Raw genomic sequence first — 19,800 nt, forward strand, 5'->3', positions numbered from 1 at the left:
CGCCAATCCGGCGCGCCGCGTGCGTGATGCGGCGCCGATCGCTTTCGTTCCCCTTCCACAAGATTCGAGGCCATCGCATGGCTATCCCATCCTCCTCGGACCCTGATCGTGTTCCGGTCCCGTACCGGTTGTTCGCCGCGCGCCGCGCACGCGGTCTGGTCGTTCCCTACATCACCGTGTCCCATCGCGATCCGGCGCGGCCGGTCTGGGGGATGCTGGACCCAGTCCGCGCGCACCAGGTGTTGTGGGGGAAGCGGTGTCAGATCTGCGGGCAACCGCTCACCGACCCGTTCGTAGTGTTCATCCGCTCCCTCGACTACCAGCGCGGGCTCGCGGTCGAGCCAGGCATCCATCCCGAATGCGGGCACTACTCCCGACGCGCGTGCCCCATGCTCAACGGACACCAACACCACTACCACGCCAACCCCGCGGTCCGCTTCGCCCACTGCGACGACCCACACTGCGAATGCCGTCACTGGCAACCGCACGATCCCGATCCCCGCGAGTCCGCCCGCGACGGGCTCCCCGCCGAATCCTGGTACGAGGCATGGCTACACATCGATGACTACCAGGTCGTTGAAGACCCCGGCAGCGAGACCGCCGCACCCGCGACCGGAATCAACCTCAAAGGAGTGCGGTTCCGGCGGATACGCAAGATCCGCGACAGCGCCGCCCCCGACACCGGGGCCCGCGCCCCGGAAGTCCTCGACCTGCTCATCGCCACCCAGGCCCTGTTCGGCTACTGAACACCCCATTTCTCTTCGTCGCGGAAAGGAGTTGTCCACATATGGAATTCCACGACCTCACCACACGCATCGCCGCGGCCCTCGGCCCCGGATAGAAACCGCAACGTCACGACCCGCAACAACTAGCTACCCCCTCCCCAACGGCCGATGAGGCCGTTTTGCAGAAGGCCCCCAATCGCTTCTCGGCGAACGGGGGCCTTCTGCTGTCTACCAGCAAAGAGGAGTCATTGTGGTGCACGGCAATCCGGCATCGGTGGGCGACGAAGGATATCGCATCGAAAACGCTGCGCAAGTGCTCTTGTACTTCGAGGGCGGGAGTTGGCGGTTGGATCCCTGGGCTGTCGACGGAGATCCCTTGGGTGGTCTGAGTGAGGTCGAATGCACACATGGTCGCCGTGCCCAGTGTCCTGTGTGCACGACGCCTGCTGTTCGCCGCGCTCGATGCCCTCACCGGTCGCCCACTCGGGCGGCTACTCAACGAGATCACGCTATGGGGCGTAGGGGAGTCTCACCAACTGCTGCTCACCGTCGATACCACCGTGGGGGTGCGACTGTCCAGCAGGATCCTCTATGTCGAATCCTTCACCGACCTCGACAACACCTCCATCACTGCGGCCGTACGCCACATCATCAACGAACTCATCCACCACCACCACCGTGCGCTTGTTGCCGCACTCGACCACGTCGCGCAGCAGGCCGACCGAGGGCTCAGTGGATCGCACCGCTGAGCCCGTCATGTATGACCACCTGCCGAAAAGGGGACCTGATGACTATCTATGCCTCCGTGACCGATCCCGGCCTACGCGACCCAGAACCCCCCAGCGAGCGAAGTGAATTCGATGACCTCCCTGCCGCGGAGGACTGGTTCACGCGCTACCTCAACGGCTGGCTGCCCAGCCCCGACCCTGCGGGCGCAGATGCGGCTGTATGAAAACCAACTCACAACTAACCACCAGCTGGCGTTATGACGTGTTCACCTGCAGTAACCCCAGCTCGCAGGCAGGTGCGCACGATGAGGGCTGCCAGGGGTGGCGGCGACTCGAGATGTTCGACGCCCCCGGTGGGCTGGCTCATACCACCTGGCTACGTCACTGCCGCACGGCTTGGTGTTAAGGGTCTGCTTGACGCCCCGTTGGGGCGCGGGATCGGTAGTGGAGGTGTACGAGCACATCGCCGGGGGTGGGCGATGCGCGTCGTGCATCGAGGGGCGCGGCGCGCTGGTGCACACAGCGGACGGGCGGCGGTTTTTGTGCGTGTCCTGCATCGCCAGCCACCGCGAAGCCTGCCTGCGGTTGTTCGGTCATGAACCCGACTACGGGCTGGTCATCGACGACGCCAACGTGGTGTGGCCATGATGGATCCGCAGATCACGCCCGTGGACCCAGATGGGGTGTGGGACGGGCAGGACTACTGGCATGCCCGCCGAGCACTGAGCCGCTATCAGGCCGATGATGCCTGCACCTGGCCGCGCCAGCGCGGCATGGTGGGCAATGCGCTGGTCACCCCATCGGACTATCGACGGAACACGTGATGACGGTTCGCAATTCTATGTCCACGCCTTCGAAGACGGTTCCGGCGGTCTCATATTGAACATATACGCAACCAACGGTGTGCGGGTCGAGATCCTCGAAGACGAGGACAGCGAAAGAATCTTGGCTACCAACTGATGGAGGAATAGGTGATGGCGCACGATTATTGTTTCGACGTACACGCAGTTGTGGCTCTTCATGTGAAGGCCGATTCCGAATCCGAGGCGCGGGACATGGTTGCGGCGCTCCAGGCCGTGAACCGAGAAGTCGACATAGAGCCGGGCGTGGAAGTGACCGAGTTCAGCGTCCACAAAGTGATCGAACTCGTCTATGCGACAGCCGCCGACGGCACGGGCATTGAAGTCTCGGCAGTGGCGACGGACGGTCCTGTCCCGGAGTTCGATAACGCCGAATTGCCGCTCAGCGGCTAGCTGCTCGACCGAATCGCCTATCAGTGAAGGGAATCCCATGAGCATCGCCCCGGCGACAACCGCACCCCAATCCCACTGCCTGCATGGCTGTTCGACCTTCTCACCCCGCCACCGCGACCGCCACCCCCGCTACTGCGGAAGTCATCGAGCACAATCTCCCATCCCGACGCCTACGTCGCCGCCGCATTGCGCAAACAGGCCAACCACATCACCCGTGCGCGCACCGCTACCCGACACCGGGCAGTGCTACCGGCCGCCAACAGCCCCGGCCGCCTGGTCCGAGCCGGGCTACTCGACCGCGACCACGCCTACTAAGTCCTGTTCACCGCCGCCGCCCATCACGCCGGCGTCGACGAGTTCACCGAGACCGGAGCCGCCCGCACCATCGATGACGGCCTCACCTACGCCGCGGGCCACACCCGTTCCTGCCGACGCTGACACCGCCACCGCGGGTAGCACAGACGTCCTCGGTCCACGCCCGCTCAGCCCACCCCAGAAGGAACAATCTGCTGTGAATACACCAATCTACTTGTAGTTTCCATTGAATCGGGTGTTTCCGATCGCTGAACACGCCATGGCCGCCCCAGAACACATCTGGTCACCCTACGCCCCCGACCCCAAGGTCGTTCCGGCCTTGATCTGGGCCAAAGATAAAGGCACCTACCTACTCAGCAACGGCCGCCCCGGCCAACTCGACCCGAACCGACCCGGATCCTCCGTCATCTGCCACCCAGTGGACTGGACCGGATCCCACACCGGCCTGGCCCAAACCGCAGTCGGCGGTGACGACTTCGCCGAATACCTGCCCCTCACCGACCACCCCGACTCGGCCGAACCGCTCATCGACCCGATCCGCGAATTCGGGTCCCACAACGGATGGCTGATCATCACCGTCGAGCCAACCCGATTCACCGTCACCGTCGCCCGCGCCGTCCGACCACACGCACCCGGCCACTGACACCGCCCACCCAGCAAGAGCTGGCTGCGTGCCAGTGACCCAGGTTGTCTGGATCGACAATCCTGTAGTGAGATAACGTTTTACGATCGGCTCCATGAGCCACCCCCAATACCAGCCGCAGTATCCGCAGCGGCCTCGATCGTTCGCTCCCGCCAGCAGACCGGCCACTCCCTGGTCAAGCACCTGCTGATGGGGCGGACGGCGGCATACATCCGACGCTGCTACGCGCTCAGCCCAAACCACTACTTTCACATGTGATCCGGTCGCGGTGGCTGGCTGTCGGCCCCAGCCTGTCGGTGAAGACGTCAGTCCCCGTGCGGGTCGGGGGCCTTCCGGGGTCTGTCTTTCGCTGCCGGTGACGGCCACGATATTTGTGGAAAACACGCTTAGGAGAAGAAAATGGACAAGCTCACCACCGAGGTCACCGAGAACATGGGGATCAACTCGATCGCCGCCAACATCGCGGAAAGCCTGGCTAAGAACCCAGGCCGCGAAGGCGCCGAGATCAAGAACTTCGGGAACCTGCAACACGCACAGCTCAAGGCGTGGCTGAGGAATCGGGCAGTGGAAGAGTTGGTACTCAACCCCGAAAAGACCGAGCCACTGGTCACCACGCGGCAATGGCGGTTCCTGTTCGAGCTCCCCTACGGGGGGCCACACAGGTCTGAGCTGTTGATCATTGCGGTGATCGAGCTACTGTTCGAGCGCCGGTTGGAAGGCACACCCAAGGCGGTGTGACGGACCCGGGGTGGATGGCCGGGGACATGCCGCACATGCGGGCGTCCCGGTCACACACAGCCCGGACGTGAGTGCATCTCCCTGGATGGTGATCAGTTACGGTGCCGCGAAACGTGATCACCCGGCCCCCCCACTGGGCAGCTCTACACTGGCACCGCGTTCAGCGGCGCGTTGAGGTGGGCGCGATCCGCCACAGACGGTGACATAGTCCTGATCCTCTCCGCCGCCATGGCTCATCCGCCTGTCCCACCCCACTGCACGGGAGTCCGCCGATCGCCGGGTTGAGGGCTACACACCCGCCGGACGGGTCCTGTACGGCAGGCTCGCCGCAGATGTGTGCGTGTGCGCCCGGTACGTCAGCCTAGCCGCCGGCTACCTGACCGCCGCCGGGCTCACCACCTACACATGCCCACCCAACACCATCCTGTCCGCCCCCTCCACGCAGCCGATCACGTGCGGATCTGTCGTCTGGTACATCGCGGAGGTACCGCGATGATCCCGTGCTACTACGCCGATGGGAGTGCCGTGTCCGAGGACGAAGCCGACATGATCATGCGCGCCTTCGGGGCAGTCCGCGCGCGACGCCGAGCGGGCCATCAGTGCCGCCGAGGAGCGCCGGCGGCACACCCACATCGCACACTGTGCGAGGCCCGGCGAGGATGGTGATGCTGCGTGACCCCGCGGGCTGTACATGGAATCGGCAAATTCGATGCCGCAGCGTGCCTCACATACGAAAAGAGCTTGCTTGTTGCATGGCTCAACGCTGACGGCGAGTACGCCGAGCGCACAACGGTCGTCGCGTGTAGGCAGTGCGGCAAGCAGTTCCGACCCGGTGCGTCCCGGAAGATGTCGGCGTCGACGTGCCCGACCTGTGCATCGGGCTACATCGACGCGACGGTGACGTGGCCGCATCTAGATGAGCTGAGGTCGCTTGGCTTATCCATGCGTGAAATCGGCTCCCGTGCAGGTGTCTCGCGGACATCTATCGCGGCGCTGTGCCGCACCGATCGCCGGCAGAAGTATGCGACTCCAGAAACCGTCGCGGCCATCCTCGAGATCCCGCTGCCCGATCTGAAACGCCGACAGGAGGTTCGCGGGAGAAAGCCGCCGACGACATAGGTCATGCTGCGCACCGCCACGTGCTCGGCAAGGGCGCCGAAATTGATGTCATCGACGCCTCGAACTGACTGGCCTCGGACGCGAAAGCGGCGCGGGCCAACGCCCCCTGGGAAGGTGCCGCGGCTGCGCGACGACGACATCCAGGTTGCTCTCGAGCACGATGTCGCCGGCACAGTGTTCGCCGTGGGTGACCCGCAGTTGTCCGGATGGTGGATCGATGACGCGGCCGGCGTGCGGCTGCCCCGGCCGCGCGGCAACGATTCCGGTCATCGATCAACGATTGCGGGATAACAGTTCGCGATCGATCAGCGCATGTCCTCGTGTCGAGGCGTACACCAGGAAGGTGCCGATCTGGCAGTTCTCGGTGCGCCTGGCGGTGCCGGAATACTGCCGCTGAACCCCCGCCGAGCGAATACCCCGGAGATGTTCGACCACACAGGCGCGCACATCGTCACGGACCCCTCGACTTGCCGTCGACGCAGCCGACCACCGCCCCGTACGCTGGCCAGACCCCGCCGAGGGCCCGGGACCACACCATCACAGACCAGAAAGCGAAGCCGTGCACTATACGCTTACCGATGAGATCCTCATCTTCAACGAGCGCACCCTACGCCGTGTCCGTGCCACCATGGACCTACCCCTCCACGGGGTGCTGGCGGGACAACCAGGCGGCTGGGTAGAGCACGAGAGCAATCTGGTCGGCCGCGGGTGGGTGAGCGGTGAGGCGAAGGTGCACGGGGACGCGCTGGTAGCCGGGGACGCGCTGGTAACCGGGCACGCGCAGGTGTACGAGAACGCAAAAATATACGGGCATGCGAAGGTGTCATGGAACGCGCACGTGTATGGGGACGCGGGAGTGTTCGATGACTCAGAGGTGATCGACAACGCCCGGGTGTTCGGGAACGCGCGCCTGTTCGGCTCCGCCATTGTGGAAGGGGACGCGCAGGTGTACGGGGACGCGGAGGTGTCCGGAAACGCGTGGGTGTCCGACAAAGCCCGGGTGTTCGGGAACGCGAAACTGTTCCATCGCGCGCTGGTCGGCGCAAACGCGCAGGTCTCCGGGACTGCACGGGTATACGGGTTCGCGCGGGTGGACGGGGACGCACAGGTGCGCACCCCTCGAGACCTGATCACGCTGGGGCCGATCGGCAGCAAGTGGGATATCGCCACTCTCTACCGCACGACCGGCGGTCACCGCCTGCACGTCGGCTCTTGGACAGGCACCCTGGATGAGCTGCCAGGTGAAGTCGACAGGCAGCTGCGGCACATCGATGCCACACAGAAGCCGCACGTGTTAGCTGAGTACAAGGCGCTGGAAGCACTGGCCCGCGCCCGCCTCGCTGGGTGGAAGTAAAAGCGCGACAACCTGTTCGCGCACGCCGACACCAGCACTCGACAAACACCCATGCCAACCCGAAGACTGTGAACGGCTGGTCATCAGCGAAAGACCGAGCCCGCCAACATAACTGGCCGGCCAAAACTCGGCCAGGAAACGCTCAAATACCAACACGTTCCTCAACGGGATCCCCGGGCCTGGCAGTCTGAGCACAATCCGTCCGAAGAATAGGCTCATCGACGCTTCCTCAGCCCCGTCCCATCGCAGTAGATCCTCACCGCCGCGGAAATCTGTGGTTGGCGCCCGGTAATGTCAGTGACGAGCATCATTTTCGGCCATCTCCGTCGGCAGTCCGCTGGCCGAAACCAACGCGCTGCCCGAGTCACCACCGCTACCACCGCTGCCTCTCGCTGCTCAGGTGGCTGATCCAGCCCCGGTCTCGAGTGCAACTACTGTGGCAGTCGAAACCCACAACCAGTGCCCGACGGTCGATCGACTGGCCCTGGTGGCTTGCGTGGCGTTCACCTGCCCCTCCAGCGTCAACAGCGGCTACGGCGTCACTGCGTGATGAGCTTGGCCGCAGGCATCCCAAACGTCTATCCCTGACTTGCCTCGGGTGTTGGCTTCATGCAGGTGATGACTTCTGCCGTACGCGACGGCCCTCAGCAAGCCGCGCCCGCGCCTTCGACACCGAACGCCGCCGAATCTCAGCTGGATCGGTGTAGCCGATCGCCGAGAGTGCCATTGCCGCCCCGGATCACCTCTGGTCACCGCACACCGTGACGCCGAGGTGGCTCCGGCGTTGATCGGGGCCGAAGGGAAGGCACCTACCGACTCGGAAACAGTCGCCCCCGGCCAACACGACCCGAACTGACCCCCTGATCCTCGATCATCTGCCACCTAACCGCAGCAGGGACCAACGTCAGACGCAGACACCTACACCACCTGATAGGCCGCGCCCAGCAACTGCGCGACCACGGGAGCTTGCGCGTGACTAGCTCCAAGACCCTCGACGGCATACCCGGTACCGGGCGGTGATCTCGTGCTGGATCCACTGCATCCCCCCGCGGTGGGAGCCCGCGGCGCGGTTTACACACCGACGACGGACTGGCAGTTCCTTCTCGGTTGTGGGTGCGTCCCGGACGCTACGGCCGTGGTTCTCCATGGACGTGACGCGCCAGGTCTTGCATTCCTGTGAAGAATCCAGGTGGAGAAGGATTCTGGTGCTGTGCACTCAGGACCGAGTGGGCTCGGTGTTACGACTGAAACACAGTCGGTGGGCGTCGCTGACGTGTCCGGTGAGCACGTCGCGCAGGCCAATGAACAGCAGCGCCGCACCTCGACCGGCAGGAACTGCAGCCCGGTTCGTTGCATACGACCGTGCCGTCGAGCGTGTTGCCAACCCCGATGACGGCACTGCTATCCAAGCGCGGCCACCTCCGTGAGATTGACGCCGCGGCGTTCAAGGACCAGGTCGCGCAAATCGTCGCGCCACCCCTCGGGCGTTCCTGGCGGAGGCCAGGCGAACCTACGATGCCGCGACTGCGGCACGACATCCCGGCCGCCGAGCGTAGGGCGGGGTGACCAGAAGGAACAGCACCAGTCACCGATCCTCAACCCATCGTGAAGACACTCCAGATTCTCTATGTCAGAAAGGCACTCACTATGGCAGGCGACACAGTCATGACCATCATCGGAAACTTGACGGCAGACCCGGAACTTCGCTTCACTCAAACTGGGGTGGCGGTAGCGAATTTCACCGTCGCAAGTACGCCCCGATACTTCGACCGAGTGGCCAACGAATGGAGAGACGGCGACCCGCTGTTTTTGCGCTGCATCATCTGGCGGGAAGCGGCGGAAAACGTGGCCGAAAGCCTGACCAGAGGTTCCCGAGTCATCGTGAGCGGACGGCTCAAGCAGCGCTCCTTCGAAACGCGCGAGGGCGAGAAACGCACGGTCTTCGAACTCGAGGTCGACGAAATCGGCCCGTCTCTGCGCTACGCCACGGCTAAGATCAACAAGATCAACCGCAGCGGCGGTGGTGGCTTTGGATACGGGGGCGGCCACGGCTCCTCCGGTGGCGGTGCTGGGCGTTCCAACGGTGCCGAGGAAGATCCCTGGAACAGCGCACCCGCGGCCGGCTCCGTCGGGGGCGGCGGCCGTATGGATAACGAACCGCCGTTCTAATAGCTGAAGATGGGTGCTTGTCACCCGTCAAGTGATGGGTTGGAAGCCTCCCGCCGTTCCGGGACTGGATCCCTCTGGTCAGACAGGCTCCACTCATCTACTGGTGCTGCCGGGCCGAGCCGACAGGTTCGCAAATCGGAACAGGTTCAACGGTTCTGCCCGGCAGCACCGACATAGCGCGTTTCATGTCCTCAGCCCGCTGGCAGGGCTGGCCTCTTAGCCGTTCGCGAGCCGTCGAGCTCTCCAACAGACCGAGGTCCCTGCCGGTCGCTGGAGACACGAACGGCTCGTGAGATGGCGTGCCTTGAGCACTTCTATTAGATCGCCGCGTTCTCCGCCAGGGAGTTGGTAACCGGAGCTGCGGAAAGGATGAGGATGGAGAAGATCTTCTGCGGGATCGACTGGGCCGAACACCACCATGACGTAGCCCTGGTCGACAACGAGGGAGTCCAGGTCGCCAAGCTGCGGATCAGCGACGACCGCGCTGGATTCCAGGCACTCGTCGAGCTGCTGGCCGAGCACGGCGACAACGCCGAGAACCCGATCCCGGTGGCGATCGAGACCCCGAGAGGGCTATTGCCGCAATGCCTTCGGGCGACCGGTCGGAAGGTCTATGCAATCAATCCGCTGGCCGTTGCGCGCTACCGCGACCGCGTCACGGTAGCGCGGTCGAAGTCCGACGCGGCCGATGCCCGGATCCTGGCCAACATCTTGCGCACCGACATCGATTCCCACCGGCCGTTGCCAGGCGACAGCGAACTCGGCCAGGCCGTAGCGATTCTGGCCCGAGCGCACCAGGACGCGATCTGGGATCGTGGGCAGGCGGTGAATCGGCTACGGTCGCACCTGCGTGAGTACTACCCGGCGGCGTTGGCGGCGTTCCACGGCACCGGCACCCTGGGGCTGGATTCTGCTCACGCTCGGGCCGTGCTCGCCGTCGCGCCGACACCGGCGAAGGCCGCGAAGCTTTCTCGGGCCCGATTGCGGGCCTTGCTCAATCGATCGGGTCGTTTGCGTCGTGACCTCGACATCGAACTCGACCGTCTCCTGGCCGCTTTTCATGCTGACAATCTCCGTCAGCTTCCCCAGGTTGAGGAGGCGATGGGACACCGAACCAAGGCGCTACTGGATCAACTCGACGCCGCCTGCCGAAGTGTCGACGACCTCGCCGCAGCAGCGGAAAAGGCATTCCTCACCCACCCGGACGCCGCGATCATCACCAGTTTCCCCGGGCTTTCCTCCGCATCGGGTGCGCGAGTGCTGGCCGAAATCGGGGACGACCGAGCACGTTTTGCCAGCGCGCGGGCAGTGAAGGCTTATGCCGGCGCGGCGCCCGTTACCCGAGCATCCGGCCGCAGCCATGTGGTCTCCGCACGGGTGGTGAAGAACCAGCGATTAGCGTCGGCCGGCTACATGTGGGCCTTCGCTGCGCTACGCACCCCCGAGACTCGCGCCCACTACGACCGCCGCAGGGCCCGCGGCGAGCGCCACACAGCCGCACTCAGGAACCTGTTCAACCGCCTGCTCGGCTGCCTGCACCACTGCCTACAGACCGGCGTTCCCTATGCCCCGGAACGAGCTTTGCCCCTTGCGATTCCATCAGCCGCATGACCCCTCCGAACAACAGGAAGTTGACGACCTACGACATGAGATGTCTGATCCACCGGCGCCCTTCCCCCGTTGCCCGGCCTCGGACAGCCGGGCAACGGAGGTGAACACCTTTGGCAGCATCAGCCACCACCCGGCGACTCCGGGGCGCGGGGATGCGTGTGGTTTGGCTAGTGGTGCTCGGGGCAGGTGCTGGGCAAGGTCTACGGCATCACTGCCCCCAGCCTCGTCATCGGGGCTCGCACAACCTGGATGGCGAGACGATGAAGTTCTATCTGGGTACCTTGGGGCTCAACCGCACCACCGAACCGTTGTTCATCAGCGACACCGCACGTCCTTCCCCCGCGCCTGGGGAGAATGGGCCCTCAACAGTGGTGGTTCCCCAACCGGTTCGGACATGTCTCAGTAAACGAGGCTGTGCGTGCGCGTTCAGCGAGATCCATCTGGCGGGTGCTGAGGTCATCATGAGGGCCGAGTCAGATCTGTTGGAGGACAGGCTGTTACGCACCCAGGCAGTACCGATCACGCGAGTGACATGGGAGTCCGAGGCGACCGCCATCAACAGGCTCTACGACTGGCTGGTAAGTCTGCGGCGATGGGACCGTGAGGATTTCCACCGCTACATCCGTCATCAGGCCGACCGGATCATGCGCGGCAGTGTGAACGAGCACGTCGTGGTCATCAAGGCGCTGCACCAGATCCGGGCGGTGCTCACCTGAGGTGGACTTGCCTCTGATCCGTGGCCGGGTCGACCAGCCTCCCACATCCCCGGACTGCGCGACACTGGCGAACTCGCCACCCCGGTGATCCGATCACAAACATTGTTTCCACTGGTCAAAGCGGCCTGGACCTCCATCGACGTGTTCGGCCCCGACATTCTTCTCACCCGCGCGATCTGGCTCGGGCTGCAGCAGAATGGCCGACCACTGAAGGCCGCCGAAGCCGACGCGGCGCTCGCTCGATGGCTTGCGGACCCGGACCACCGCGTTCCCGTCCACACCGGCCGCACCGGCGCGGACAAGGCCGGCAAGAGCGGCGATTGCTGACAGGATGCCAACCCGGCATTACGGACCATGAGCGCCACCGGCATGCTGCCGGAACGGACTGTGTCGTCTACAATGGCCTCGTGGCGACCGCCATCGAGAGATGACGGTCGAGGATCGCAACAGAGGCGCAGCACTGTTACTGTGCGGGCTCAGGTGGACGTCGAGTACGCCTGGTGGCGACCGCCATCGTGAGATGGCGGTCGAGGATCGCAACAGAGCCGCAGCACTGTTTGGGCTCAGATCGAGTACCTAGGGATGCCTAGCGGTATCTCTAGGTATTCATCTGCGCAGGCCGCAGCTCATCAACGGTCCTGTCGGTCTCACACCGGCCGTAGCCGTGGTCTGGTCTCGTAGGTGACCCGCCACAGGCGCGGGCAGCCAGCAGCGCCCGTTACGCGCTACCGCTCTCGCCGGCCTGGCAGCATCCCACAGGTATTGACCAGGAACTAAATGGTTGAAGCGTAAATGCTGTGTGGGGCTTGGAAGTAGCCGCGGACATGGCCGGGGAGTTTCTGGATGCGCCGGAAGAACGAGCGAACCGCCAGTTCCATTTGATCTGGGTTGAGGATGTTCTCGTCGGCCAGGACGCGTTTGAGGTCTGCGTTGACCAGTTCGTCGGGGTTGAGGTGTGGGGCGTATGCCGGGAGGTAGTGCAGTTCGATCCGGTCGCGGTGGGTGTGCATCCACGCTGTGGTGGTCCTGGCGCGGTGGACCGGGTGCCGGTCCACGACCAGGTGGATCTTGGTGTCGAAGAAATCGGCCCGTGCCTGCGCTATGCCACGGCTAAGATCAACAGGATCAACCGCAGCGGCGGTGGTGGCTTTGGATACGGGGGCAGCCACGGCTCCTCCGGTGGCGGTGCTGGGCGTTCCAACGGTGCCGAGGAAGATCCTTGGAACAGCGCACCCGCGGCCGGCTCCGTCGGGCACGGCGGCCGTATGGATAACGAACCGCCGTACTGATCCACCGGCGCTCGTCGTGGCTGGGTGAGGTGATCGGCCGGTCGGGCGACCCGCCTGATCGAGGGCTACCAGGTCGCGGTCCGCCGCGCGCACGGGACCGCGCCCGGGTCCGAACGAATTTCCGGGCGCGGCGTCGCGCAGTCAGCTCACTGTCGGCTGTCGTGCGCAGGAAATTCGCCCGGACCCGTCTCGGCGCGTTCCCGCACGCGCGTCGGCCCACGACCTGGTTTCACGCCCTCAGGCGGGTCACCCGACCGGCCGATCACCCCGTATGGGAGATGACCCTCCCATACCGGGTGGGCTTTCGCACCAGACAGGAACACACCATTGAACACGATCCAGCCCAGTTCTGACCATCCGATCGAAGAGTTCCGCGATGAACACTGGTATCTGTCGAACTACGGCCCGGGCGCGGCCAGCTACGATCAGGTGCCATACCCCACCGCCGAGCATGCGTTCGCAGCGGCGAAGAGTCTCGACAAGAACCATCGAGCAAAGGTCGAAGCCGCTCCCAGCCCAGCGGCGGCCAAGGCCCTCGGTCGTAGCGTGGAATTACGGCCAGATTGGGAACATGTGAAAGTCCCCGTGATGCTTGAGATTCTGAAGAGTAAGTTCACTCGCACCGCCGAGATTCAGGATTCGCTGGTCGGCACCGGAGACCGGCTACTCATCGAGGGCAACACCTGGGGCGACGACTTTTGGGGGCGATACCGGCGACCTGGGCTGCGCACGCGTGTGGGCAGGAATATGCTGGGGAAAACGTTGATGCAGGTGCGGCGAGAGCTGCGCCCCTCCGACCCAGACGACCCAGTCGACCGGTGGACCAGAGTCGCGGTCACCGGACACCGTCCGCATGATATCGAGCAACCCAGTTGGGTTCGCGACGAACTGGACCGACTCGCGGTGAAGCTGCGCGACCAACACGCGACCCAGGTTGCGTTGACCGGTTTAGCGATTGGATCGGACACATGGTGGGCTCAGTCTGCCATCGCGGCCGAGCTCCGCCTCTGGGGATATCAGCCCTTCCCCGGGCAGGGTGCGAAGTGGACATCAGAGCAGAGAAATGAGAACGCGCAGATCCTCGAACACCTCGACCGTTTGGTGGTGGTCGCCGACCGGTATGAGAACCGGTTCTACGCCGACCGCAACCAACTGTTGATCGGTGACGCAGATGCGGTGATCGCGGTTCGTGATCCTGAGAAGCGCCGTGGTGGAACAGTTTCCGCACTGCGCGCATACTGCCCTGGCATGCCGGTGATCACCGTCAACGTCCGCGACCAGAAGACGACGATCTCTAGGTCCTTCGACCCTTCGGTCCTGCCTCCGAGGGGGGCCTAGCCCAGTAGTGGCCGGCAGCGCACGCCGCGCTGCCGGCCACCAATCATCCAACGCTTCAGCTGGGCTCCGTCCTCAACACTGCAAGCCATACCATCTCAGCGTGCCGGTTCAACCCCTGACCAGCCGCGACTCGGCCTGACGCCGAGAACTTCCACGCCATTCGGTGTACTCGCCTGAGAGGCTAAGGGCGCGGATGGCTGCTGGTATGTGAAGCGGTTCTTCGCCGACCGCGAAAGTCATAGACCAGCCCCTCGTGTCCAAGAGCGCGACGGCTTTTCTTATGATGTCCAGCGCGGCTTCGGTGGTCGCCAATCGCTTGTCCTTCAACTCCCAATTCTCTTTTCAGCCGCTCTATTTCGGCTTGCCCGGGGTAGGTTTGGCGACCTTCTTCGCAGTGGGTTTCTTTGCGTCGAGTACTCCGGCATCACGCAACCGCCGCCAGTCGATCGGTCAGAGTAGGATCTGCCAGCCCGCGCGCCTACGACCAAACTCGCCACGGTCTCGGCCAGCTCGGCCGCCAGTCAATTCGCCCGGTGTCCTACAGGCATACTGCGACGCGGCTGACCCACCACAAAGAGCTGCCACTAGATCCATCGATGGTTCAGGCGGAATTGTTGCCGGTCTCATACGACTCGGTGGCCTGTCGCCGCTGCCACTGCCCCTGACTCGCCTCGGTGTTGGCTGCAGGTTCCGGCGTGGCAGTTGGTGGCTTTTGCCGTGCGCGGCGACCGTCAGCAAGCAGCGACCGCGCCTTCGACACCGAAATCTGCAGAATCTCAGCGACTTCACTGATTTTCGGGACCTCCTGCCTGATCGACGCCACCGCTATGGCTTGTTCACGCTTGCACCCGCTGACCTCCTGCGCCGCAATCTTGCGAAGGTCCTCCGCCCGCTGCTCTAATGCTCTCAGGTCCTCCGCCAGCGTGCGCTCGACCTCGCTGATCTTTGCCCCCGCAGCCAGAAACTCGCGCTCGGCGTCCTCAATCCGTTTTTCCCTCTGCAGCACCTCCGCACGCCGGTCCCGCCGCCGTTCTTTAGCCCGCTCGAGCTGCTCCACCACACCCGGTGTTCTGCGAGAACCCCGCGGCTTCCTCGTACTCATATCAACTCCTGCCCGACCAGATCGCCATGACCACGTCAGTCCCCAACCCAAGAGTAGAACCACCTACCTCACCACCACACAGCAAAGACCACGAGGTGACCTTGTCAGCAAGCAGAACCTGAAGCCTGGCGGCCACAATGGTGAGACCATGCTGCACCAACGCAGACAACCACGTTCAGTGAATTCGAGATGGCCTGAGCCACAAAACTGTTGAGCGTCAGTGACACTAAACCTCCACGCGACCCGACCTGCTGACCGAAGAAGCCAGCAACTCCGCGAACGATATGTCTCGCAACACATCACGGATGAGCATGGCCGGCAACCGCAGACCCACAAGCGATATCACGCGCTACGCTAGAGACCGCGCAGAATCTGGGTTCCTGTCCTGCGCAGGTTCGTGATCAGGTCATGGACGCGGACCAGTGGGTGTGCCCGGAGACCTCTGGGCACACCCACTTGCATCCACCCCATCTGCGCGAGAAGATGCGGTAGTTGTGCGAATGCTCGTCGCCACCTCAGCCCGCGGTCAGGGCACTGAGCGACTCCCAAACAGATGCCAGTCCACCCAGATGCGGGCTGTTCACATCAGGGTGGAGTCAGTCCGACACATGGCCGAACTCGACTTCATAGCCAAGAGCCAGGCAAATAGACCCAGTACCAAGGTGATTAGGAACCTTCATGCAGATCCACGCTCTCAGCTACACCCCCACCGTCCCAGCCTACAGACACGACACGGGCACTGTCTCTATCGCCGGCATCGTCGTCGAAAACCCTCGCGGCCCCGGGAAGACCTGGCTGATCAACCAGCACACACCATACGACCAGCAGTCGCTGATGGTCGTGGTAATCAGTACCGACGACATGGGCAGCCCGATCGCATACCTCGAACCGGCCCGTATATACCCCCGGGGAATACCCGGCAACTACAGAATTCTGCGGTCAAAAGGGATGCCGGGCACCGGCATCGCGCAAATCGGCGCCGACGAACACCTGTCTGAGCAACTCCCAGCGATACTCGGCTACAGAGCGCCTTCCACGCTGCAAATCCGCGACAAGGCCGCGCGCACGATCACAGCTACCTCGCCCGACTACAATCCCGTACTCCTGACTCAAAGCATCAACGGCCAATTCGACGATGTTGACCAGCACTTCGTGACCGTGGCCGGCGTCAAGTCCTACACACCGCTCGTCGGGAAATTCAACCACCTTTTTCCCGGCGTGGACGAGTGCGACCGGCGTTGCCCACTGATGATAGCGATCATCGACATCGGCCCCGCAGGCCTCCGCACTGCCCGCCTCGAACCGGTGGACCTGATCAAAACCTCGGACTCATATATCCAGAGCAGCCGCCGCTGCCTATGAAGCCCGGGTGCCGCAGTGCGTGGCTGCCCGACGATTCGCCGCTGAGGAAGACACTCACCGAGATACTGCTCTGCCCCGCACCGGACCACCTACCCATATACGACCGCGAGTGACGGCCTCACCCCAGCCGCACAGCTCCATGAACGCATCCACGTAGGCGCGCTCGAAATTCGCGATCGACGGCCGCGACCCCGACACCATTGCCGCGAGCGGCGTCCACGTCCCCGGACGCCGGCCCTTATCTGAAAGGAATCTCTGAACCGATGACGAATAATGATGACGCACAGCTCACGGTCGACAAGGCGTTGCAGCAGGCGCATGAGTCATTGTCCACCGTCGCCCACCTGATGACCACAACAAACAGCGAGCGGATGGCACGAGTGATCGGCGGCCAACTCGACGCGGCGCTCCTGGCCGTAGAAACGCTGCTCGAGCTGCGCACCGGCGACCAGGCCCGCACCGCAGGCAGATTCGGGGTCAATGGACCTCAACCCTGGGCGCCCAATGGGCTTCAGCCCTGGCTCGATGAGCCGCCATTGTAATGCGGGCGCGTTGGCTGCTGAGTTCGGCGCGACCTCGGCCACGGTGTCGCATGGGCTGCGTCCGCACCGTGAAGTGGTGATTGCGTTCAACCGGTGTCCCGGGCCGCGTAAGCCTGGAATCCTCCCGATGGCACACGCCGCGCCGTCACGGGTCCGCCGTAGCCCAGGTGCGGTCACAGCGCTGCCTCGCCGACCGCCAGTCAGCGAAGTGCCCCCTGCTCATCCAGAGAGCGGACTATCTGTTTCCCGCGGTAGCCTGGTGATGGTAGCTGGCGTCGTACTCGTCGGGTGATCGCCCGCCGAGCTTTCTTCTGGATCCCCTGGGTGTTGTACCAGCCGTCGATGTAGGCGAACAGGGCGTTCTCGGCCCGATCCCAGGTCCGCCACGTGTGTCGGTATACCAGCTCGGTCTTCAGCGTGGAGAAGAAGTTCTGCATCAGCGCGTTGTCGTAGCTGTCGCCGACCGACCCCATCGCTTCCGTGATCGGGTTGTCTGCCAAACGATTAGCGAACCGTATGGCCGTGTAGGTCGATCCGCGGTCGCTGTTGCGGATCAGCTGTCCGTCTCGGACCTCGCAGCTCCAGACCGCGTATTCGAGCGCTCCAGGACCAGCGGTCGGAGGTCGTCCAGCTAACGATCCGGTGGGAGAACGCGTCACCGACCGCGGCGAGCCAGAACACGCCCTGCCGCACGGGATGCGAGTCGCGTCAGCGACCCACAACCGGTTCGGTTCTATGGCGGTGAAGTCGCGTTCGACGAGGTCCGGTGCCGGTGTCGCCCGCGGATCCTGTCGGGTCGATCCGAGCCGCTGTTTCTTACGGCGGGAACGCGCCCTCAGCCAACGGATTGGTGGTGACATCGTTGCCGACACCGATCCCGACCCCGACTACTCGCTGCCGGACACCACGTCACACTGATCACCCAACACACCATCGACCCGATCGTGTTGCCCGGGATCCCGGAGATCTGGCTGCCCCGAACAGAAGACCTCGACCACCATCGCCGCCGCGTCCACAAGGTATTGACCGACCTGGCACCAGATATCGTGGAGGCTTCCTCCTGGGAAGCTGAAACCCTACACTATGCGCGCCGACCACGCCGATACCGTGCACCAGTCGTGGTGCGTGGCGATCTGTCGGCCTCCACCATGGAAGCCTTCGACCACCTAGTCGTCGCCGAAAAAGAACTCCTCGGCCTCGCCGATGCGGTCCTGGCCGTCAGCGAGTTCGCCGTCACCTACGGCATCCCACGACCAGTAGTGGCCACCAACTCGGGTGAACCGGTGGTGTGCGAGTTCGCGTCGCCGGACACCGCACAGGCGGCGCAGGAGGAGCTGTAGCTCGCCTACGAGGTGCAAAACGAGACTCATGTCCTGGTAAGCCGGGACCACACATGAGAAATACCAATTACAGAGGAGGCATATAGTGAACCATTTTGAATTCACTGCCGATGAGTTGATCCTTGGCAAGCATACGCTACGGCGCATCCGCGCGACCCGCGACTTGCCCACACACGACGTCAAGGCCGGAGATTTGGGTGGCTGGATCGAATCCTCGGACAATCTGGATGAGAATGCGTGGGTCGGTGGGAACGCGCGGGTGTACGAGGATGCGCGGGTGTTCGGGGATGCGTTTGTGTTCGGGGATGCGCGGGTGTTCGGGGACGCGCGGGTGTGCGGGGCCGCGTTTGTGTTCGGGGATGCGCGGGTGTTCGGGGATGCGTTGGTGTTCAGGGCCGCGAAGGTGTTCGGGGCCGCGAAGGTGTTCGGGGCCGCGAAGGTGTTCGGGAATGCGCGGGTGTACTGGGATGCGTTGGTGTGCGGGGCCGCGCAGGTGTCCGGGGACGCGCAGGTGTCCGGGGACGCGTTTGTGTTCGGGGATGCGCGGGTGTTCGGGGATGCGCGGGTGTCCGGGCGCGCGGGGGTGTTCGGGGATGCGCGGGTGTCGGGGCACGCGTGGGTGTCCGGGGCCGCGCGGATATTCCAGCCACAGGATGTGCTGACGCTGGGGCCGACCGGTAGCGAGTCGGTGTTTATCACGCTGTTCCGCACCGCCGCAAGCCACGAACTCTGGGTTGGATGCTGGCAAGGTACCGTGGATGAGCTGGGCGCCGAGGTCGAGAGGCGGTCGCAGAAATGGGGAGTAGACCTAAAGACGGCGCAACAGTGGCGAGCCGAGTACCAGGCACTAGAGACCTTGTGCCGGCAGCGAATTAACTCATGGGGACCCGGCTAGTTGTATGAGGCCATGACGTCGGTGACGCCGCCGCGGAGGCGGCTGGCTGGGGGCTGATCACCGGCAGCAGTATGCGGGCGATGGTAGTTATAGTGGACGTTCCAGACCTCGAGGGCGTCGCTGCGCTGCATTTCGGAAGACCATTCGCGGGCGTAGAGGAGCTCCTCGGCCAGAATCCGGTTGTAGCGTTCGACCTTCCCGTTGTGGCGGGGCGTGTAACGGTTTGATCCCCCGGCGGCGTTCCCACCGGGTTGTCCCCGGATATGGCAACGGCCGCGATGCGACGAATCAAACCCGGTACAGCAACCGACGTGTGCCGCCGGGAGCTGGCGAAGGCAGTGCTCACGAACCGTCCCCGAACCGCGCATCGCCGGCACATGGACCGTGCACCTCGACCAAGCCGCCGACCGTGCAGGAGGACGTGTCGTGGGTTGGGCGGCAGGTGTGATTACCCACGAAATCAACGGGTCACCAGTGTCGTCGTGGCTGGGTGAGGTGATCGGCCGGTCGGGCGACCCGCCTGATCGAGGGCTACCAGGTCGCGGTCCGCCGCGCGCACGG

At 64.0% G+C, this 19,800-nt stretch carries 23 protein-coding genes and 2 pseudogenes; 19 read left to right on the plus strand and 6 right to left on the minus strand.

Annotation, left to right across the window (positions count from 1 at the left end):
* Window positions 1–77: 77 nt before the first annotated feature.
* The 6 genes from K940_RS29365 (at window position 78) to K940_RS0119560 (ending at window position 2,706) form a co-directional block, all read left to right on the plus strand.
* Window positions 78–746, plus strand: a complete 669-nt coding sequence (locus tag K940_RS29365; RefSeq protein WP_051407383.1) for a hypothetical protein — start codon at window positions 78–80, stop codon at window positions 744–746.
* Between the two features lie 386 nt (window positions 747–1,132).
* Window positions 1,133–1,474: a hypothetical protein gene (locus K940_RS0119535; protein WP_028478892.1), complete on the plus strand. Its 342-nt coding sequence runs from the start codon at window positions 1,133–1,135 to the stop codon at window positions 1,472–1,474.
* Between the two features lie 38 nt (window positions 1,475–1,512).
* Window positions 1,513–1,677: a hypothetical protein gene (locus tag K940_RS32495; protein ID WP_155980988.1), complete on the plus strand. Its 165-nt coding sequence runs from the start codon at window positions 1,513–1,515 to the stop codon at window positions 1,675–1,677.
* Between the two features lie 190 nt (window positions 1,678–1,867).
* On the plus strand, window positions 1,868–2,101 hold the full coding sequence (locus K940_RS0119545) for a hypothetical protein (RefSeq protein ID WP_155980989.1): 234 nt from the start codon (window positions 1,868–1,870) through the stop codon (window positions 2,099–2,101).
* Window positions 2,098–2,277, plus strand: coding sequence for a hypothetical protein (locus tag K940_RS32500; RefSeq protein ID WP_155980990.1), 180 nt, complete (start codon window positions 2,098–2,100; stop codon window positions 2,275–2,277). The genes K940_RS0119545 and K940_RS32500 overlap by 4 nt, the downstream gene beginning before the upstream one ends.
* A 147-nt stretch (window positions 2,278–2,424) precedes the next feature.
* Window positions 2,425–2,706 carry a hypothetical protein gene (locus K940_RS0119560; RefSeq protein ID WP_155980991.1) on the plus strand — a complete coding sequence of 94 codons (282 nt, stop codon included), beginning with the start codon at window positions 2,425–2,427 and terminating at the stop codon, window positions 2,704–2,706.
* A 288-nt stretch (window positions 2,707–2,994) separates the two neighbouring features.
* Here K940_RS0119560 and K940_RS33955 read toward each other — a convergent pair whose 3' ends face one another.
* Entirely contained in the window at window positions 2,995–3,123 is a 129-nt protein-coding gene (locus tag K940_RS33955) for a hypothetical protein (protein ID WP_255342610.1), read from the minus strand.
* Between the two features lie 133 nt (window positions 3,124–3,256).
* Between K940_RS33955 and K940_RS0119570 the strand changes: the two genes are divergently transcribed.
* From K940_RS0119570 to K940_RS33150, 3 genes are all read left to right on the plus strand, one after another.
* Window positions 3,257–3,664 carry a hypothetical protein gene (locus tag K940_RS0119570; RefSeq protein WP_028478895.1) on the plus strand — a complete coding sequence of 136 codons (408 nt, stop codon included), beginning with the start codon at window positions 3,257–3,259 and terminating at the stop codon, window positions 3,662–3,664.
* A 399-nt stretch (window positions 3,665–4,063) separates the two neighbouring features.
* Window positions 4,064–4,402 (plus strand): hypothetical protein, encoded by a 339-nt coding sequence (locus K940_RS0119575; RefSeq protein WP_028478896.1) that lies wholly within the window; start codon window positions 4,064–4,066, stop codon window positions 4,400–4,402.
* Window positions 4,403–5,635: 1,233 nt separating this feature from the next.
* Entirely contained in the window at window positions 5,636–5,812 is a 177-nt protein-coding gene (locus K940_RS33150; protein ID WP_196812286.1) for a hypothetical protein, read from the plus strand.
* On the opposite strand, the pseudogene K940_RS31835 reads toward K940_RS33150, so the two are convergent.
* Window positions 5,763–5,983, minus strand: a pseudogene (locus K940_RS31835) (transposase); the annotation flags it as partial. The gene K940_RS33150 and the pseudogene K940_RS31835 sit on opposite strands and share 50 nt — an antisense overlap.
* A gap of 97 nt (window positions 5,984–6,080) precedes the next feature.
* Between K940_RS31835 and K940_RS29370 the strand changes: the two are divergent.
* The 5 genes from K940_RS29370 to K940_RS0119625 all read left to right on the plus strand — a co-directional run bounded on the left by K940_RS29370 (window position 6,081) and on the right by K940_RS0119625 (window position 11,698).
* A complete protein-coding gene (locus tag K940_RS29370; RefSeq protein WP_051407384.1) occupies window positions 6,081–6,875 on the plus strand; it encodes a hypothetical protein in 795 nt (264 codons plus the stop codon).
* A gap of 1,647 nt (window positions 6,876–8,522) precedes the next feature.
* Window positions 8,523–9,044 (plus strand): single-stranded DNA-binding protein, encoded by a 522-nt coding sequence (locus tag K940_RS0119610; RefSeq protein ID WP_028478899.1) that lies wholly within the window; start codon window positions 8,523–8,525, stop codon window positions 9,042–9,044.
* A gap of 375 nt (window positions 9,045–9,419) precedes the next feature.
* Window positions 9,420–10,655, plus strand: a complete 1,236-nt coding sequence (locus K940_RS0119615) for an IS110 family transposase (RefSeq protein ID WP_036529366.1) — start codon at window positions 9,420–9,422, stop codon at window positions 10,653–10,655.
* 461 nt (window positions 10,656–11,116) lie between these two features.
* Entirely contained in the window at window positions 11,117–11,371 is a 255-nt protein-coding gene (locus K940_RS32505) for a hypothetical protein (protein ID WP_155980993.1), read from the plus strand.
* Window positions 11,372–11,473: 102 nt separating this feature from the next.
* Complete coding sequence (locus K940_RS0119625; protein WP_155980994.1) at window positions 11,474–11,698, plus strand: hypothetical protein; 225 nt, start codon at window positions 11,474–11,476, stop codon at window positions 11,696–11,698.
* 446 nt (window positions 11,699–12,144) lie between these two features.
* Here K940_RS0119625 and K940_RS33155 read toward each other — a convergent pair whose 3' ends face one another.
* Window positions 12,145–12,540, minus strand: coding sequence for a transposase (locus K940_RS33155; protein ID WP_081706498.1), 396 nt, complete (start codon window positions 12,538–12,540; stop codon window positions 12,145–12,147).
* Between the two features lie 447 nt (window positions 12,541–12,987).
* Between K940_RS33155 and K940_RS31025 the strand changes: the two genes are divergently transcribed.
* On the plus strand, window positions 12,988–13,998 hold the full coding sequence (locus tag K940_RS31025; protein WP_051407386.1) for an SLOG family protein: 1,011 nt from the start codon (window positions 12,988–12,990) through the stop codon (window positions 13,996–13,998).
* A gap of 601 nt (window positions 13,999–14,599) precedes the next feature.
* Here the strand turns inward: K940_RS31025 and K940_RS0119650 are convergent.
* Window positions 14,600–15,058 (minus strand): hypothetical protein, encoded by a 459-nt coding sequence (locus tag K940_RS0119650; protein WP_028478904.1) that lies wholly within the window; start codon window positions 15,056–15,058, stop codon window positions 14,600–14,602.
* Between the two features lie 720 nt (window positions 15,059–15,778).
* Here K940_RS0119650 and K940_RS0119655 point away from each other — a divergent pair.
* Together K940_RS0119655 and K940_RS0119660 are read left to right on the plus strand one after the other, a co-directional pair.
* Entirely contained in the window at window positions 15,779–16,462 is a 684-nt protein-coding gene (locus tag K940_RS0119655) for a hypothetical protein (protein WP_028478905.1), read from the plus strand.
* 263 nt (window positions 16,463–16,725) lie between these two features.
* On the plus strand, window positions 16,726–17,004 hold the full coding sequence (locus K940_RS0119660; protein WP_028478906.1) for a hypothetical protein: 279 nt from the start codon (window positions 16,726–16,728) through the stop codon (window positions 17,002–17,004).
* Between the two features lie 200 nt (window positions 17,005–17,204).
* On the opposite strand, the gene K940_RS33160 is transcribed toward K940_RS0119660, so the two are convergent.
* Window positions 17,205–17,504: an IS3 family transposase gene (locus tag K940_RS33160; protein ID WP_028478907.1), complete on the minus strand. Its 300-nt coding sequence runs from the start codon at window positions 17,502–17,504 to the stop codon at window positions 17,205–17,207.
* Window positions 17,505–17,948: 444 nt separating this feature from the next.
* Here K940_RS33160 and K940_RS0119675 point away from each other — a divergent pair, with 444 nt between their 5' ends.
* Together K940_RS0119675 and K940_RS31030 are read left to right on the plus strand one after the other, a co-directional pair.
* Window positions 17,949–18,344, plus strand: coding sequence for a hypothetical protein (locus tag K940_RS0119675; RefSeq protein WP_028478909.1), 396 nt, complete (start codon window positions 17,949–17,951; stop codon window positions 18,342–18,344).
* An 85-nt stretch (window positions 18,345–18,429) separates the two neighbouring features.
* The gene (locus K940_RS31030) at window positions 18,430–19,239 is read left to right on the plus strand and encodes a hypothetical protein (protein ID WP_196812285.1); all 810 of its coding nucleotides are present in this window, start codon (window positions 18,430–18,432) and stop codon (window positions 19,237–19,239) included.
* Here the strand turns inward: K940_RS31030 and K940_RS31845 are convergent.
* Window positions 19,236–19,457: pseudogene (locus K940_RS31845) on the minus strand (integrase core domain-containing protein); the annotation flags it as partial. The gene K940_RS31030 and the pseudogene K940_RS31845 overlap by 4 nt on opposite strands.
* Between the last annotated feature and the right edge of the window lie 343 nt (window positions 19,458–19,800).

The organism is Nocardia sp. CNY236, assembly GCF_000482385.1.
Lineage (GTDB): Bacteria > Actinomycetota > Actinomycetes > Mycobacteriales > Mycobacteriaceae > Nocardia.

What these genes read in the sequence shown, in the direction of transcription:
- K940_RS29365 (WP_051407383.1), top strand. Translation starts at nt 78, where the DNA reads ATGGCTATCCCATCCTCCTCGGACCCTGATCGTGTTCCGGTCCCGTAC.
- K940_RS0119535 (WP_028478892.1), top strand. Translation starts at nt 1,133, where the DNA reads ATGGTCGCCGTGCCCAGTGTCCTGTGTGCACGACGCCTGCTGTTCGCC.
- K940_RS32495 (WP_155980988.1), top strand. Translation starts at nt 1,513, where the DNA reads ATGACTATCTATGCCTCCGTGACCGATCCCGGCCTACGCGACCCAGAA.
- K940_RS32500 (WP_155980990.1), top strand. Translation starts at nt 2,098, where the DNA reads ATGATGGATCCGCAGATCACGCCCGTGGACCCAGATGGGGTGTGGGAC.
- K940_RS0119575 (WP_028478896.1), top strand. Translation starts at nt 4,064, where the DNA reads ATGGACAAGCTCACCACCGAGGTCACCGAGAACATGGGGATCAACTCG.
- K940_RS0119610 (WP_028478899.1), top strand. Translation starts at nt 8,523, where the DNA reads ATGGCAGGCGACACAGTCATGACCATCATCGGAAACTTGACGGCAGAC.
- K940_RS0119615 (WP_036529366.1), top strand. Translation starts at nt 9,420, where the DNA reads ATGGAGAAGATCTTCTGCGGGATCGACTGGGCCGAACACCACCATGAC.
- K940_RS32505 (WP_155980993.1), top strand. Translation starts at nt 11,117, where the DNA reads ATGAGGGCCGAGTCAGATCTGTTGGAGGACAGGCTGTTACGCACCCAG.
- K940_RS0119655 (WP_028478905.1), top strand. Translation starts at nt 15,779, where the DNA reads ATGCAGATCCACGCTCTCAGCTACACCCCCACCGTCCCAGCCTACAGA.
- K940_RS0119660 (WP_028478906.1), top strand. Translation starts at nt 16,726, where the DNA reads ATGACGAATAATGATGACGCACAGCTCACGGTCGACAAGGCGTTGCAG.